We start from the raw sequence: 14,911 nt of genomic DNA on the forward strand, positions 1-14,911 counted from the left end.
GTCACTCGAAGTTGAGAAACCCTTCGGCGGCGGAGATCGGCGGGGCGGCGCGCAGGGCGGCGAGATCGGGCCCGCGCGGGGCGAGGTCCGGCAGGCCGGCGATCACCGCCTCAAGCTCAGCGGCCACGGCCAGCACGCCGAGATCGTCGTTCCGGCGGCCGACGATCTGCAGGCCGAAGGGCATGCCGTTCGCGTCCCGCCCGCAGGGAATGGTGATCGAGGGGTGCCCCGGAATGGTCGAGGCATAGGCCATCGCCAGCCAGTGATAGTAGCTCAGCGTCGGCGTGCCGTCGATTTCCGTCGGGTAGAGCTCGCGCCAGGGCCGCGGGCTGAGGGTGACGGCGGGCGAGATCAGGTAGGGCGTGGTCTCGAAGAAGCGCTGCCAGTTGCGGTAGTAGACCCCCTGCAGGGAGAGCGCCTGCGCCACGTCCTCCGCGGAGTAGCGCCGGCCTTCGGCCACGTTCTCGGTGACATTGGGGCCGACGCGGCCGGGCTGCGTGTCCACCAGCTCCGCGTGCTTGCCCAGGAACTGCACCGCGCGCAGCACGGAGAAGATCCGGTCCGCGTGGGTGCAGTCCGGCGTGGCCTCCTCGATTCCGGCGAAGGCGGGGGCGATCTGCGGCAGGATGCGGCGGAACTGCGCGCGCACCAGGGCCTCGGTGGGGGCGAAGCCGAAATCCTCCGTCGCGGCGATGCGCAGGCTCGAGAGGTCGCGGCGCGGCAGGGCGGCAAAGGCCGTGGGCTGCCACGGGGTGCGGCCGTCGAGCACCGGGGTGGAGGGGTCGGCCCGGTCCGGGCGGGCGAGGACGCTGAGCATCAGCCCGGCATCGGCCACCGAGCGGGCCATCGGGCCGGAGGTGGGCATGGGCAGCAGCGCCATCGGGCGCGTGTCGCCGGGCACCACGCCGGGGGAGGGGCGGAAGCCCACCACGCCGCAATAGGCCGCCGGGTTGCGCAGGCTGCCGCCGGTGTCCGAGCCGGTGGCGAGCGGCGCGTATCCGCAGGCCAGCGCCACCGCGGAGCCGCCAGAGGAGCCCGCGCAGGTGCGCGTGAGGTCATGCGGGTTCGGGGTCACCCCGTAGACGCGGTTGCGGGTGTTGCCGCCGGCGCTCCACTCGGGGTTGTTGGTCTTGCCGATCGGGGTGGCCCCGGCGGCGCGCATCGCGGCCACGATGGCGTCGTCCTTCACCGCGATGTTGTCGCGGAAGATCTCCGAGCCGTAGGTGGTGGGCAGGCCGGCGACGTCGATCATGTCCTTCACGCCGAAGGGCAGGCCGTGCAGGGCGCCGAGCGGCGCACCGGACATCACCGCCGCTTCCGCCGCCCGTGCGCCGGCGCGCAGCCCGTCGAAGTTCCGCGCCACGACGGCGTTCACCGCGTGGTCCAGCGCCTCCACCCGGGCGATGCAGGCCTCCGCCAGCTCCACCGGCGAGAGGGCCTTGCGCGCGATCAGGCGGCGGGCGTCCAGGGCGCCGAGGTCGGCCGGGTCGGAGGGGGGAGAGGAGGAGGTCATCGGTCAGGTCCTGCTGAAGTCGAGGGAGGTGCCGAGCGCGCGCCCGGCGTCGAGGAAGCCGCGGAACCGGGCGTCCGGCACGAAGCTGCCGCCGGTGGCCCAGACGACATGCACCGCCTGTGCGGCGCGCTCCGGCGGCAGGTGGCGGGCGCGGAAGCCGGCGCCCTGCGGGCTGAGCGCGGTGAAGTGCGGCCCGGCGAAGCCCGCGGCCGCGGAGGGTTCCAGCCGCAGCCCGGCGGTGTCATGCGCGAGGGCGAGGCTGCGCAGCAGGTCGTCGTCGCCCACCGTGAACACCCCGGCGAGCCGGCGGGTCATCCGCCGCGCCACGAGGGCGGACATGGTGGCGACGGCCATGCCGTCGGCCTCGGTGCGGTTGCTCAGGCCGAGGTCGTAGACCGAGCTGGGCACCTCCACCCCGCGCGCCATCTGCACGAGGGCGGAGGGGGACTGCACCGGCTCCACGAAGAACGGGTGCACATCCGGCCCGAACATGCCCCGCGCCCCCCAGGCCACGCCGCCCGGCGCGCCGCCGATGCCGCAGGGCAGGTAGAGCAGCAGCGGGCGCTCCGGGCCGATCGTCAGGCCCAGGGCGTCGAGCTGGCCGGCAAGCTCGCGCGCCGCGGCGCTGTAGCCGCGAAACAGCAGCTCGGAATCCTCGTCATCGACGAAGGCGGACAGCGGGTCGGCCTCCGAGGCCGCCCGGGCCGCGGCAACGGCGGAAGTGTAGTCGGCCGCGTGGCGGACCACCTCCACCCCCAGGGCGCGCAGGCGCTCCACTTTCCAGGCCTTCGCGTCGGCGGACATGTGGACCACGGCGCGGTATCCCAGCGCGCGCGCCGCGATGCCGACGCTGAGGCCGAGGTTTCCCGTGGACCCCACCGCGACGGAGCGCGCCGCGAAGAAGGCGCGCGCCTGCGGGGAGAGCAGGGCGGCCGGGCTCTCCCCCGGGCGGAGCAGACCGGCGGCGCGGGCCTGGGCGATGGCGGTCATCACCACCTCGAACACCCCGCCGCGCGCCTTCACCGAGCCTGCCACCGGCAGCGCATGGTCGGCCTTGAGCAGCAGCGGCCCGACGGCCGGGGTGTCATAGCCCAGCGGCGCGCGCAGGGCGCCGATGTCGATGAGATCGGAGGTGATGGTCCCCGCCGGCCCCAGCTCGGGGAACAGCGCGGCGAGCAGTGGTGCGATGGCCTGCCAGTCGGCCACGGCGGTGGCGAGGCCGGCGGCGGCCTCCGGGTCCGGCTCCGGCGCATAGTCCGGGTTGGTCCAGAGCGTGGGCTGGCCGGCGCGGACGCGGGCGAGGACGGGTGTCTCCGGCGCGGTCATGACATCAGGCCCTTGCGCAGCATGTTCCCGGCCAGCAGCAGCAGCGTGCAGGCGAAGACGATGCGCAGCTGCGCCGGCGAAAGCCGGTGCGCCAGCCGCACGCCCAGCGGCACGGTGAGCAGCGAGGTGAACATGATGAGCACCACGGCCGGAAGGTTCACGTAGCCCACGGTGAAGGGCGGCTTGCCCGCCACGTGCCAGCCGGTGAGCAGGAAGGTGAGGAAGGCGGGCACCGAGATCAGCAGGCCGAAGCCCGGCGAGGTGGCCACCGCCCGATGCGGCGAGATGTTGTAGGCGGTGAGCAGCGGCACGGTGAAGGAGCCGCCGCCGATGCCCATGAGCGCGGAGAGAAAGCCGATGGTGCCGCCGTAGAGCGCGCTGAGCATACGGCCCGGCGGGGTGTCGGAGATGCGCCAGTGCCGCCGGCCGAAGGCCATGTAGAGCCCCAGCGTCACGCCGATGCATCCGAAGACCAGCTGCAGCTCGGCCGAGCGCAGCGCCGCGGCCGCGAACACGCCGCCCACGGCGCCGAGCGCGATGAACGGCCCCCAGCCGCGGATCAGCGCCACGCTCACCGCACCGCGCTTGTGATGGGCCAGAACGGAGCGCAGCGAGGTGAAGATGATCGTGCCCGTGGAGGTGGCCACGCAGATCTGCATGAGCTGGGCCGGGTGATAGCCGAGCGCGCCGAACACGTAGAGGAACGCCGGAACGAGGATGATCCCCCCGCCGACGCCCAGCAGCCCGGAGATGATGCCCGCCACCGCGCCCGATGCGGTGATGAGCGCGAGCAGGGTCAGTATGTCGGACATGGATCAGGCGTCCTTGCCCGGCAGGTCCGTGGCGGCGGCGATGTCGGCGAAGAGGCCGGTCATGCCCAGCAGGGCCTGGCGGGCCAGCGGCTTGAGGATGTGCTCGTCCGGCGCGTGCTGCGAGCAGCCGGCATAGCTGTGCGGCACCCAGATCGTCGGCAGGCCCAGCACGTCGGCGAAGCAGTCATTGGGCAGCGAGCCGCCGAGGTTGGGCAGCAGGTGCGGCGCGAGGCCGGTGGTCTGCTCCAGCGACCGGGAGGTGAAGCGCACCCAGGGGTGGTCCGGGTCCAGCCGGGTGGCGGGGAAGCTGCCGCGGTTCGCCGGGACGATCTTCACCCTGTCGAAGCCCTCGGCGTCCAGGTGACGGCGCAGGGCGGGCAGGATGTCCTCCACCGGCGTGCCGACCACGTGGCGGAGCTGGCAGGTGGCGCGGGCCCGGCCGGCGATGGCGTTCACCGGGGCCGCGGGCACGCCGGAGGTCATCGCGAGCACGGCGAAACTGTTCCAGCCGAACACGCGCTCGGCGGGGGTGAGGCTCTCCTCGCCCCAGTCCGCGTCGAGCGGGATGCCGGCTTCCACCGGCGGCAGCACCGCGAGCACCTCGCGGATGCGCGGGGTCAGGCTGTCGGGGCGCCACTCGGGCACGCGGATCTGGCCGCGCCGGTCGGTGATGCTGGCCAGCGCATGGGCGAGGATGATCGCCGGGTCCGCCAGCAGCCCGCCGAAGTTGCCGGAGTGGTGCGCGCCCTCGCGCAGCTCCACCACCAGGTCGAACATCACGCCGCCGCGCGAGCCGGTGAAGATCGTCGGCCGTGCGGGGGAGAGGCGCGGGCCGTCCGAGGCGATGAACACGTCCGCCGCCAGCAGCGCCCGCTGCGCCTCGCAGAAGGCCTTGAGCCCGGGGGAGCCGGATTCCTCGCCCATCTCGATCAGCACCTTGGCGTTGAAGCCCAGGCGCCCGTTCGCCTCGATCAGCGCCGCCCAGGCGCGCAGGTTGATCAGGTGCTGGCTCTTGTTGTCCGCGGTGCCGCGGCCGTAGAGCCGCTCGCCCTCCTCGATCAGCTCGAAGGGGGCGAGGCCCGCGCGCCACTGGTCGGTCTGGGCGCGGATCACGTCGCCGTGGCCGTAGCTCAGCACCGTGGGCAGGGCGGGGTCCTCGATGCGTTCGGCGGTGAGGATGGGGCCGGCGCCGGCGGGGTTCTCGTGAAGCTGCGTGGTGAACCCCATGCCGGTGAGCATCGGGATCATCGCCTGCGTGAGATAGTCCATCAGGTGCGGCGCGCCATGGGCCTCCTGGCTCTCGGTCGGGAAGGCCACCAGCCGGGCGAGGTCGGCCTGGAAGCCGCCCTTGTCGAAATATTCCGCGCTGACCTTCAGCGCCGCGTCACGTGTGCTCATCTCTGCCTCGTCGGTGTCTGTCTCTGGATGGTCCGCGCCGGAGGGCGGGCCGGAAGGGGCCGGCCCGCGCGGGCGCGCGGGCGGGGTCCGGGGCCGGTGCCCGGGGTGGGGCGGGGCCGGCCCGGTCGCGGATGCGCTCAGGTGCCGGGCTGCGGCCCGGTTTCGCCCGGGCGGCGCCCGCTGGTGCCGGGCCGGGCGTGCGGGCGCCGTGCGGTGCCCGGGCAGGCCCGGGCGCGCAGGGCTGCGGCGCAGCGCCCGGCGGGTGCACCGGTGCGCGGGGCCGCGCCGGGGCCGGCGCGTCTCATGCGAGGCTGCGCGCGCCGGGCGCGAGGTCCGGCGCGGGGGGCAGCTTCGAGGTGTCGGGCACCACCCAGCCCTGGCCGGGCTGGGCGTCCAGCAGCTTGCGGGTGTAGGGGTGCGAGGGCGCGCCGAACACCGCGTCCACCGAGCCGCGCTCCACGATCTCGCCGTCCTGCATCACGATGAGATTGTCGCAGACCTGGGCGGCCACGCGCAGGTCATGCGTGATGAACAGCACGGTGAGGCCCATGCGGTCCCGGATCTCGTTCAGCAGCTTCAGCACCTCCTTCTGCACCGAGACGTCGAGGGCGGAGACCGCCTCGTCCGCGATCAGCACCTTGGGCCCGACCATCAGGGCGCGGGCGATGCAGATTCGCTGGCGCTGGCCGCCGGAGAACTGGTTCGGGTAGCGGTTCAGCACCTCCGGGTCCAGCCGCACGATGCGCATCAGCTCGCGCGCGCGCTCCATCGCCTCGGCCCGGTTCTCGCCGAAATTCACCGGGCCCTCGACGAGCTGGTCCCCGATGGTCCGGCGCGGGTTGAGCGAGCCGTACGGGTCCTGGAACACGATCTGGATCTGCTTGCGGAAGCGGTGCAGCGCGCGGCGGGAATAGGCGGCGATGTCATCCGCCCCCACCCAGACCGAGCCGCTGTCCGGGTCTTCCAGCCGGATCAGGCATTTGACCAGGGTGGACTTGCCCGAGCCGCTCTCGCCCACGATGCCCAGCGTCTCGCCGCGGCGCACGGAGAAGCGGATGTCGCGGCAGGCCGCCACGGTGCGCGAGGCGCGGAACATCGTGCCCTTCACGTGGTAGGTCTTGTTCAGCCCCTCCACGCGCAGCACTTCCGGGCGGCCGTCGAGGCTGGCATGCACCGCGCGGGTGCGGCGCGGCACCGCGTCGATCAGCAGGCGGGTATAGGGGTGGCGGGGGCGGTTGAGCACCTCCTCCGCCGTGCCCTGCTCCACGATGCGGCCGTGCTGCATCACCACCACGCGGTCGGCGATCTCGGCGACCACGTCGAAGTCATGGGTCACGAACATGATGCCGGCGGAGTGCTTCTCCCGCAGCTCCTTGAGCAGGTGCAGGATCTGCGCCTGGGTGGAGAGGTCCAGCGCCGTGGTCGGCTCGTCGGCGATCAGCAGCGCCGGGTCGAGGGCGAGTGCCATCGCGATCACGATGCGCTGGCGCTGGCCGCCCGAGAGCTGGTGCGGGTAGGAGGAATAGATGCGCTCCGGCTCCGGCAGGCGCACCTCCTCGAGCAGGCGCATGGTGCGGGCGCGCCGCTCGGCCCGGGGCAGGTCGGTATGGCTCTCGAACATCTCCTCGATCTGATCGCCGACCGTGTAGCACGGGTTCAGCGCCGACATCGGCTCCTGGAAGATCATCGCCATGCGCGATCCGCGCAGCTTCGCATGGGCGCCGGGCGAGAGCTTCAGCAGGTCGCGGCCCTCGAAGATCACCTCTCCGGCGGAGGGGGTGAGCGCGCGCGGCAGCAGGCCCATCGTGGTGAAGGCGGTGATGGACTTGCCGGAGCCGCTCTCGCCCACGATGCAGACGATCTCGCGCGGCTGGATCTCCAGCGTGAGGCCCTCCACCGCATGGGCACGGTCGGCGCGCGGCGGCAGGTCCACGGTGAGGCCGCGGATCGACAGGATCGGATCGGTCATCAGTTGCGGCCCTCCGGGGCGGTGACATCGCGCACGCCGTCGCCCAGCATGTTGATCGACAGGACGAGGAAGAACAGCGCCACGCCGGGAATGGTGATCATCCAGGGCTCGAACAGCAGCATGGTCCTGCCCTCCGAGATCATCAGCCCCCAGGAGGGGGTGGGCGGCTGCACGCCCAGCCCGAGGAAGGAGAGCGCCGCCTCCAGGATGATGGCGTGCGCCATCTCCAGCGTGAAGATCACGATGAGGTGGTTCATCACGTTGGGCAGGATGTCCTTCCACAGCACCCGGGGCAGGGAGGCGCCCAGTACCTCCGCTGCGGCCACGTATTCGAGCTTGCGCACCTGCATCGTCGCGGCGCGCAGCACCACGGCGAAGCGGTCCCACAGCAGGAGGCCCAGCACCAGGATCACCACGGTGAGCGAGCCGCCGAACAGCGCCACCACTGCCAGCGCCACCAGCACCACCGGCATGGCGAGGCGGACGTTGATGAGGAAGGTGACCGCGAGGTCGACCTTGCCGCCGAAATACCCGGCCAGGATGCCCAGAACGGAGCCGATGAGCGCCGAGATCACGGCCGCGAACAGCCCGATCATCAGCGAGATGCGCGCTCCATAGGCCAGCCGGGCCCAGAAGTCGCGCCCCAGCGCGTCGGTGCCCAGCCAGTGTTCCTCCGCTCCGCCGAGGAACACCGGCGGCTTCATCCGCGCCAGCAGGCTCTGGTCGTAGGGGCTGTAGATGGTCAGCAGCGGCGCGAAGACCGCCACCACCACGATGACCAGCATCACGGCAAGGCCGAACAGCAGCCCGCGGTGGCGCAGCGCGCGGCGCAGCATCGCCTGACGCGGGGAGAGCGGCGCCGGGGCCGCGGCCGCCGCGGGGCCGGGGGCGGGGGCGAGGGTTGTATCCGTCATGGTGCTCTCCCTCAGCCCACGCGCAGGCGCGGGTCCATCCACGCGTTCAACACATCGGCAAAGAAGGTGAAAAGGATGTAGAACAGCGAGAAGATGAGGATCAGCGCCTGCATCACCGGAAGGTCGTTGCGACCGATCGATTCCCAGGCGAGGAAGCCCGCCCCGTGCAGCGCGAAGATCGACTCGACCACGATGGAGCCGCCGAGCATGAAGCCCATCTGCACCGCCGCCAGCGAGATCACCGGGATGATCGCATTGCGCAGCGCGTGTTTGAACAGCACCTTGCGGCCGCTCAGCCCCTTGGCCCGGGCGGTGCGGATGTAATCCGCCGAGAGCACCTCCAGCATGCCCGCGCGGGTGAGGCGCATGATGGCCGGGGTGGCGTAGTAGCCCAGCACCACGGTGGGCAGGATGAAATGCTTCCAGGTGGTCGAGCCGGAGGCCGGCACCAGCCCGAGGTTGATCGAGAAGACCACGATCAGGATGAGCCCGAACCAGAACGACGGGATCGCCTGCCCCACCACCGAGATGAACAGCGCCGCGCGGTCGATCAGCGAATTCGGGCGCATGGCCGCGGCCACGCCCATCGGGATGGCGAGCAGCAGCGCGAAACTGATGGCGAGCACGCCCAGCAGCATGGTCACGCCCAGGCGGTCGGACACGAGATCGGCCACCGGCAGGTCGAAGTACCACGAGCGCCCGAGGTCGCCCGAGAGCGCGCCGCCCAGCCAGGCGCCGTATTGCACCAGCAGCGGGCGGTCGAAGCCGTAGCGTGCGGTGATGGCGTCCACGTCCTGCTGCGAGGCGTTCTCGCCGGCGATGGCGACAGCCGGGTCGCCCGCCATGTAGAGCAGCCCGAAGCTGATCGCCGACACGGTGAGTGCCACGCAGATCGCCAGCACCAGCCGCTTGAGGATGAATAGAAACATGTCCTGGGTCCTGCCTGCCCGTGAGGGGAGAAGAGGCCCGGGCCGGAGCGTGCCGGCCCGGGCGAAGGGCTGCCTACTTCCAGTCGAAGGCGTAGAAGCGGACGATCTCGTCATCCGTGGGGGTGTAGGCCACGTCCGGGCCCAGCACGTAGTTCACGTTGTAGGTGAACAGCGGCACCCAGTAGGCCTCGTCCACGATCTTGGTGAGCACCTGCTTGTAGAGGGCCTTGCGCTTCTCGCGGTCGGTGGTGGAATCCGCCTCGCCGATCCACTTGATGATCTCCGGGTCCTGGGCGTCATCGCGGTCCGAGCCGGTGAAGAACTCGCCGGTGCTCGCGGAGGCATCGGCCACCGAGTTCGAGCCCCAGGTGAGGAAGGAGAGCGGCACCTCACCCTTCATGCGCTTCTCGCGCAGGGCGGAATACTGCATGTAGACGAGGTTGGTCTTGATGCCCACGGCCTCCAGATAGCCCATCATCGCCTCGGCGTAGGGCCGGTCGCGGTAGGCGTAGAAGTCGATGGTGAAGCCGTCCGGGTAGCCGGCCTCGGCCAGCAGGGCCTTCGCCTTCTCCGGGTCGTAGTCATAGGTGGGCAGGTCCTGCGCGCAGGCGAACTGCACCGGGGCGCAGGCGCTGTCGATCACCTTGGAGGAGCCCTTGACCAGCGCGTCCAGGATGGTCTGCCGGTCGATGGCATGGTAGATCGCCTGGCGGACCTTCTCCTTGGTCATCGGGCCCTCCGGGTCCGCGCGGCCGGCGGCGTCCATGGTGAGGTAGCCGATGCGCATGGCCGGGGCATTCACCACCGTGTAGGCGTCCATCTGCCCCAGCTTCTCGGCCTGGTCGGCGGGCACGTTCCACAGGAAGTCCAGCGTGCCGTTGAAGAATTCGGCGATCTGGGTGTTCACGTCGGGAATGGTGCGGATGTCGACCTTCGCGATTGCCGAATGGCCCTTCGGCCCGTCGAAGTAATCGTCGTTGCGCTCCAGCGTGTAGTGCTTGCCGGGCTCAAGCTCGGTGATCTTCATCGGGCCGGTGCCGACGGGCTTCATGCCCATGCCGGTGGGGCCGACCTCGGCATAGTATTCGTCCGGGTACATCGCCAGCGGGCCGGCGAGATACTCCTCCGCCGCCGGGAAGGGCGCCTTGAGGATGATGCGGACGGTGTAATCGTCGATCTTCTCGGCATGGTCCATCCAGCCCACGGTGGCGGTGTTCTTCACACCGTTCTCGGGGTTGGTGACGAAACCCACGGTGTAGACCACGTCATCGGCGGTGAACGGCTCGCCGTTGTGGAATTTCACGCCCTGGCGGAGCTTGAATTCCATCGTGACATCGTCGATCCAGGTCCACTCCGTGGCCAGGTTGCCCTCGTACTCGCCGGTCTCCGGGTTGCGGTAGAGCAGGCCGTCCCACACGGCGTGGTCCATCAGCAGGCCTTCGCGCGCGGTGTTGAAGTAGACGTCGACGGTCTCGAGTTCCTTGCTGAAGGCCAGGTTGAGCGTATCGCTTGCCTTGTCGGCCAGCGCGGTGGTGGCCGTGCCCAACGACAGGGCGGTCAGGGCGGTGCTCAAGAGCAGAGCAGACGGTTTCATGGCAAATTTCCCTCGCTGTTGCAGTAACTTACGTGGTGTTGGGCGTTGCATTTCGGTTTTTATTTTTGTACACAATTCTCACCTGATTGTATCTTGTCAATGGGGCAAGGCCAGATGAGCAGCAAATTGAAACCCGCAGACCGTATCCGCACGGAAATTGAGCAGAGAATTGCGGCAGGTGATTATCTCGACGGCGAAAAGCTCAACGAGGTTGCCTTGGCCGAACAGTTCGCCGTGTCGCGCACGCCGTTGCGCGAGGCGCTCCAGGCCTTGCGGGCGGTGGGGCTGGTGGAGCTGATTCCGAACCGCGGCGCCTTCGTGCGCCGGCCCTCGATGACGCGGCTGGTGGAGATGTTCGAGATGATGGCCCAGATGGAGGGCTGGTGCGTGAAGCTGGCCACCCGGCGGGTGACGGCGGCGCAGCGGCTCTACATGGGCCAGGCGGCGCGGGACTGCGAGAGCGCGCTGGCCGCCGGGCAGATCGACGCCTATTACGCCGCGAACAACCGGCTGCACCACATGATCTACCAGGCCTCCGGAAACGCCTTCCTGGCCGAGGAGACCGAGAACCTGTACCGCCGGCTGGACCCGTTCCGCCGCCGCCAGCTGGACATGGTCGGCCGGCTGGAGCAGTCCATGAGCGAGCACACCGCCATCCTGGAGGCAATGGACCTCGGCGACGAGGACCGCGCGTCCGAGCTGATGCGCCTGCATGTCAACACGTTGGGCGCCACTTATTCCGACTACCTCACCCTGATGGAAGGCCGCCGCAGCTCCGCCGGCTGAGCCGCCGCGCACAAGCCCGCCTCCCCGGGGGAAACCGCACATCGTGGCCGCCCCCGGCTGCCCGCAGCGCGGCCGTTCCGGGGCGTCTTCGCGCCCGGGTCCGCGCCGTCCGGGGCGCAGAGCGGTGCACCCATGAGGTGCATGTCAGATTATCTGTATGATAAGATTGCGAGATTCACCTATATCGCGGGATTTATCCGAAAAATTGCACTTTAAAATTTCAAAAAAGTAATGAATTTAATATAATATTACGCGATTGAATTTTTATTGATCATGTTTTATCGAATAATATTCGCCTACTAATAAAATTTAACGCAAATAATTTTCTCATGATCTCGGTATCATTCGTATATCGATCCGGTATTCTTGTGCCCGATGCATCGGGAGCGCAGTTCGATGCCGCTCCGTCCGGACGCCTGCGACCGGTTGCCGATCCCGCGAGCCTCGGCGCCGAGGGGACCGCCAGCTAAACCGGGCTCACGCTGGAGGAGGCCGCGGACACCATCCACGCCGCCGAGTGCGTGGACTGGATCGCGGTCTCGGCGGGGGAGTACGAGGACATCGTCGCCGGGTTCACCGGCTCCACCGTCACGCAGCGCAACAGCGCGCCGAGCTGCCCGGACAGCATCGACGGCCCGGATGCCCCGCATTTCCTCGCCTGGATGCAGTCGATGGGCGGCGGCGACACCTCCGCCCTACGGGTGCGCGACCTCGACAGCGATGCCGCCACGCTCTTCGTGCAGGAAGGCAGTCGAGCGACGCCGAGAACGGCCATGCGAATAAGAACATCGGCTGGCTGGCCATGACGACGATTTCCTCTTCGCCTGATCCGCGCGCCCGGGGCCACCCCCCTCTACCGCGCGCCCTCTCCCCGTCCACCGGCGCACACCCCGCTCGACGCCCCGCCCCCGCCGAGGCCCGGGAACAGCACCCGCCCCGCAAAGCGCCCCCTTCCCGGCGAGGCCGCTGCGGGGCCCTCCCTCCCGGCCCCGCGCGCGCCACCGCCCGGGGGCGTTCCGCGTGGCGGGCCCACGGGGTCGCACCGTTCCGGGCATGCCGGCAAGGCGGAACCGCCCCAGCGCCGCCCGCACCGGCAGCCTCCGTCGCGGCCCGGCCTTGGCCTTCAGCGCCCGCGGCTGTATCAAGGCGCATCCCGCCACCGGAGAAGCCTGAATGAACGCCGTCGCAGATCGCATCACCCGCACCATCGCCGCCGACATCGGCGCGAAGGCCACCCAGGTGGCCGCCACCGTGGCCCTGCTCGACGGCGGCGCGACCGTCCCCTTCGTGGCGCGTTACCGCAAGGAAGCCACCGGCGGGCTGGACGACACCCAGCTGCGCACCCTCGCCGACCGGCTGGCCTATCTGCGCGACATGGAGGCCCGGCGGGCCACCATCCTCCAGTCGATCACCGAACAGGGCAAGCTGACCGACGCACTGGCCCGCGCCATTGCCGGAGCGGAGACCAAGTCCGGGCTGGAGGACATCTACCTGCCCTTCAAACCGAAGCGCCGCACCAAGGCGATGATCGCGCGCGAGAACGGGCTGGAGCCGCTGCTGCGCGGCATCCTCGCGCAGCGCGACGCGGACCCCCGGGACAGCGCGGCGGCGTTCCTCTGCGAGGCGGTTCCCACGGTGAAGGACGCGCTGGAAGGCGCGCGCCAGATCCTGATCGAGGAGCTGAGCGAGAACGCCACGCTGCTCGGCCGCCTGCGCGAGTTCATGCGCCGCGAGGCCGAGATCTCCGCCCGCGTGGTGCCGGGCAAGGAGGCGGAGGGGGCCAAGTTCTCCGACTATTTCGACCACCGGGAGACATGGTCCGGCATCCCCTCGCACCGGGCGCTGGCCATCCTGCGCGCGGCGAAGGAGGAGGTGGTGACCGTCGCCATCGCCCCGGACCCGGACACCGGCATCCCGCGCGCCGAGGGCATCATCGCCGCGGAAATCGGCATCGCCGGCTCGGGGCCCGGCGACACCTGGCTGCGCGAGGCCGCGGCCTGGACCTGGCGCGTGAAGCTCAGCCTGTCGATGTACATCGACCTGATGACCGAGCTGCGCCGCCGCGCGCATGAGGAGGCCATCGAGGTTTTCGCCCGCAATCTCAAGGACCTGCTGCTGGCCGCGCCGGCCGGCGCCCGGCCCACGCTGGGGCTTGACCCCGGCATCCGCACCGGGGTGAAGGCCGCGGTGGTCGATGCCACCGGCAAGCTGCTCGAGACGGCCACCCTCTACCCGTTCCAGCCGAAGAATGACCTGCGCGGCGCCTCGGAGACCCTGCTGGGCCTGATCCGGCGGCACGGCATCGAGCTCATCGCCATCGGCAACGGCACCGCCAGCCGCGAGACCGAGCGGCTGGCCGCGGAGGTGATCGCCCGCCTGCCCGAGGGCATGGCGCGGCCCACGAAGGTGGTGGTCTCGGAGGCCGGCGCCTCCGTCTACTCCGCCTCGGAGCTGGCGGCGAAGGAATTCCCGGATGTCGACGTCTCGCTGCGCGGCGCGGTCTCCATCGCGCGGCGCCTGCAGGACCCGCTGGCCGAACTGGTGAAGATCGAGCCGCAGTCCATCGGCGTGGGCCAGTACCAGCACGACGTGGACCAGCGCCGGCTGGCCAAGGCGCTGGAAGCGGTGGTCGAGGACGCGGTGAACGCCGTGGGCGTCGACCTCAACATGGCCTCGGCGCCGCTGCTGGCGCGGGTGGCGGGCCTCGGCCCCTCCCTCGCGCAGGCCATCGTGAGCCACCGTGACACGCATGGCGCCTTCGCCACCCGAAAGGCGCTTCTGAAGGTGACCGGCCTCGGCCCGAAGGCCTTTGAGCAGAGCGCGGGGTTCCTGCGCATCCGCGACGGGAAGGAGCCGCTGGACGCCTCCTCCGTCCACCCGGAAGCCTATGGCGTGGCCCGGCGCATCGTGGAGGCCTGCGGCCGCGACATCCGCGCCATCATGGGCGACAGCGCCGCGCTGAAGGGGCTGCGCCCCGAGCAGTTCGCCGACGAGACCTTCGGCCTGCCCACCGTGCGCGACATCCTCGCCGAGCTGGAGAAACCCGGGCGAGACCCGCGCCCCGGCTTCCGCACCGCCAGCTTCGCCGAGGGCGTGGAGACCATGGCCGACCTGCGCCCGGGCATGCTGCTGGAGGGCACGGTGACCAACGTGGCCGCCTTCGGCGCCTTCGTGGACATCGGCGTGCACCAGGACGGGCTCGTCCACATCAGCCAGCTCGCGGACCGTTTCGTGAAGGACCCGCATGAGGTGGTGAAGGCCGGCGACGTGGTGAAGGTGCGCGTCATGGAGGTCGACGCCCCGCGCAAGCGCATCGGCCTGAGCATGCGCAAGGACGCCGGCGCCGCGCCCCGGCCCGGCCGCGGCGGCGACACCCCCTCCGCAAACCGCGCGCCGAAACCGTCCCGCCCGCCCTCCGGCAGCCCGAAATCCCCCTCCGGCGGCAAGCCGTCAGGCTCGGACATGGGCGCCCTCGGCGCGGCCCTCTCGAAGGCGATGACCCGCAAGGACTGACCGCGCCGCATCCGCCGCCTCGGGAGCCATGGCGACACCGCTCCGCCGGCACCGCGCTCACCGCCGTCGCGGAACCCTGCCGCCGCGTTGCAGGCCGCTGCAGCCGCCTCGCGCGGCGGCAGTTCCGCACACCGCCGCAGGCGCTCCGCCCAGCACC

At 70.6% G+C, this 14,911-nt stretch carries 11 protein-coding genes; 3 read left to right on the forward strand and 8 right to left on the reverse strand.

Annotation, left to right across the window (positions count from 1 at the left end):
• Window position 1: 1 nt before the first annotated feature.
• The 8 genes from FDP22_RS24215 to FDP22_RS24250 all read right to left on the reverse strand — a co-directional run bounded on the left by FDP22_RS24215 (window position 2) and on the right by FDP22_RS24250 (window position 10,455).
• Window positions 2–1,513 (reverse strand): amidase, encoded by a 1,512-nt coding sequence (locus FDP22_RS24215; protein ID WP_138578990.1) that lies wholly within the window; start codon window positions 1,511–1,513, stop codon window positions 2–4.
• Window positions 1,514–1,516: 3 nt separating this feature from the next.
• Window positions 1,517–2,839: a D-serine ammonia-lyase gene (gene dsdA / locus FDP22_RS24220; RefSeq protein ID WP_138578991.1), complete on the reverse strand. Its 1,323-nt coding sequence runs from the start codon at window positions 2,837–2,839 to the stop codon at window positions 1,517–1,519.
• Window positions 2,836–3,651 (reverse strand): sulfite exporter TauE/SafE family protein, encoded by an 816-nt coding sequence (locus FDP22_RS24225; protein WP_138578993.1) that lies wholly within the window; start codon window positions 3,649–3,651, stop codon window positions 2,836–2,838. Before FDP22_RS24225 ends, dsdA begins: the two co-directional genes overlap by 4 nt.
• Window positions 3,652–3,654: 3 nt before the next feature.
• The gene (locus FDP22_RS24230; protein WP_138578995.1) at window positions 3,655–5,049 is read right to left on the reverse strand and encodes a M20 family metallopeptidase; all 1,395 of its coding nucleotides are present in this window, start codon (window positions 5,047–5,049) and stop codon (window positions 3,655–3,657) included.
• A 301-nt stretch (window positions 5,050–5,350) separates the two neighbouring features.
• The gene (locus FDP22_RS24235; RefSeq protein WP_138578997.1) at window positions 5,351–7,018 is read right to left on the reverse strand and encodes a dipeptide ABC transporter ATP-binding protein; all 1,668 of its coding nucleotides are present in this window, start codon (window positions 7,016–7,018) and stop codon (window positions 5,351–5,353) included.
• Window positions 7,018–7,932 (reverse strand): ABC transporter permease, encoded by a 915-nt coding sequence (locus tag FDP22_RS24240; protein ID WP_138578999.1) that lies wholly within the window; start codon window positions 7,930–7,932, stop codon window positions 7,018–7,020. Before FDP22_RS24240 ends, FDP22_RS24235 begins: the two co-directional genes overlap by 1 nt.
• Window positions 7,933–7,943: 11 nt before the next feature.
• Window positions 7,944–8,861: an ABC transporter permease gene (locus FDP22_RS24245; RefSeq protein ID WP_138579001.1), complete on the reverse strand. Its 918-nt coding sequence runs from the start codon at window positions 8,859–8,861 to the stop codon at window positions 7,944–7,946.
• Between the two features lie 73 nt (window positions 8,862–8,934).
• Window positions 8,935–10,455 carry an ABC transporter substrate-binding protein gene (locus tag FDP22_RS24250; RefSeq protein ID WP_138579003.1) on the reverse strand — a complete coding sequence of 507 codons (1,521 nt, stop codon included), beginning with the start codon at window positions 10,453–10,455 and terminating at the stop codon, window positions 8,935–8,937.
• 114 nt (window positions 10,456–10,569) lie between these two features.
• Here FDP22_RS24250 and FDP22_RS24255 point away from each other — a divergent pair, with 114 nt between their 5' ends.
• From FDP22_RS24255 to FDP22_RS24265, 3 genes are all read left to right on the forward strand, one after another.
• Entirely contained in the window at window positions 10,570–11,241 is a 672-nt protein-coding gene (locus FDP22_RS24255) for a GntR family transcriptional regulator (RefSeq protein ID WP_138579005.1), read from the forward strand.
• Between the two features lie 521 nt (window positions 11,242–11,762).
• A complete protein-coding gene (locus FDP22_RS24260; protein WP_138579007.1) occupies window positions 11,763–12,047 on the forward strand; it encodes a hypothetical protein in 285 nt (94 codons plus the stop codon).
• A gap of 367 nt (window positions 12,048–12,414) precedes the next feature.
• The gene (locus FDP22_RS24265; protein ID WP_138579009.1) at window positions 12,415–14,754 is read left to right on the forward strand and encodes a Tex family protein; all 2,340 of its coding nucleotides are present in this window, start codon (window positions 12,415–12,417) and stop codon (window positions 14,752–14,754) included.
• Window positions 14,755–14,911 lie beyond the last annotated feature (157 nt).

Source organism: Paroceanicella profunda (assembly GCF_005887635.2).
Lineage (GTDB): Bacteria > Pseudomonadota > Alphaproteobacteria > Rhodobacterales > Rhodobacteraceae > Paroceanicella > Paroceanicella profunda.

Excerpts from the sequence above, each read along its gene's own strand:
- FDP22_RS24265 (WP_138579009.1), top strand. The coding sequence starts at position 12,415 with ATGAACGCCGTCGCAGATCGCATCACCCGCACCATCGCCGCCGACATC.
- FDP22_RS24215 (WP_138578990.1), bottom strand. The coding sequence starts at position 1,513 with ATGACCTCCTCCTCTCCCCCCTCCGACCCGGCCGACCTCGGCGCCCTG.
- FDP22_RS24255 (WP_138579005.1), top strand. The coding sequence starts at position 10,570 with ATGAGCAGCAAATTGAAACCCGCAGACCGTATCCGCACGGAAATTGAG.
- FDP22_RS24235 (WP_138578997.1), bottom strand. The coding sequence starts at position 7,018 with ATGACCGATCCGATCCTGTCGATCCGCGGCCTCACCGTGGACCTGCCG.
- FDP22_RS24245 (WP_138579001.1), bottom strand. The coding sequence starts at position 8,861 with ATGTTTCTATTCATCCTCAAGCGGCTGGTGCTGGCGATCTGCGTGGCA.
- dsdA (WP_138578991.1), bottom strand. The coding sequence starts at position 2,839 with ATGACCGCGCCGGAGACACCCGTCCTCGCCCGCGTCCGCGCCGGCCAG.
- FDP22_RS24250 (WP_138579003.1), bottom strand. The coding sequence starts at position 10,455 with ATGAAACCGTCTGCTCTGCTCTTGAGCACCGCCCTGACCGCCCTGTCG.
- FDP22_RS24230 (WP_138578995.1), bottom strand. The coding sequence starts at position 5,049 with ATGAGCACACGTGACGCGGCGCTGAAGGTCAGCGCGGAATATTTCGAC.
- FDP22_RS24225 (WP_138578993.1), bottom strand. The coding sequence starts at position 3,651 with ATGTCCGACATACTGACCCTGCTCGCGCTCATCACCGCATCGGGCGCG.
- FDP22_RS24240 (WP_138578999.1), bottom strand. The coding sequence starts at position 7,932 with ATGACGGATACAACCCTCGCCCCCGCCCCCGGCCCCGCGGCGGCCGCG.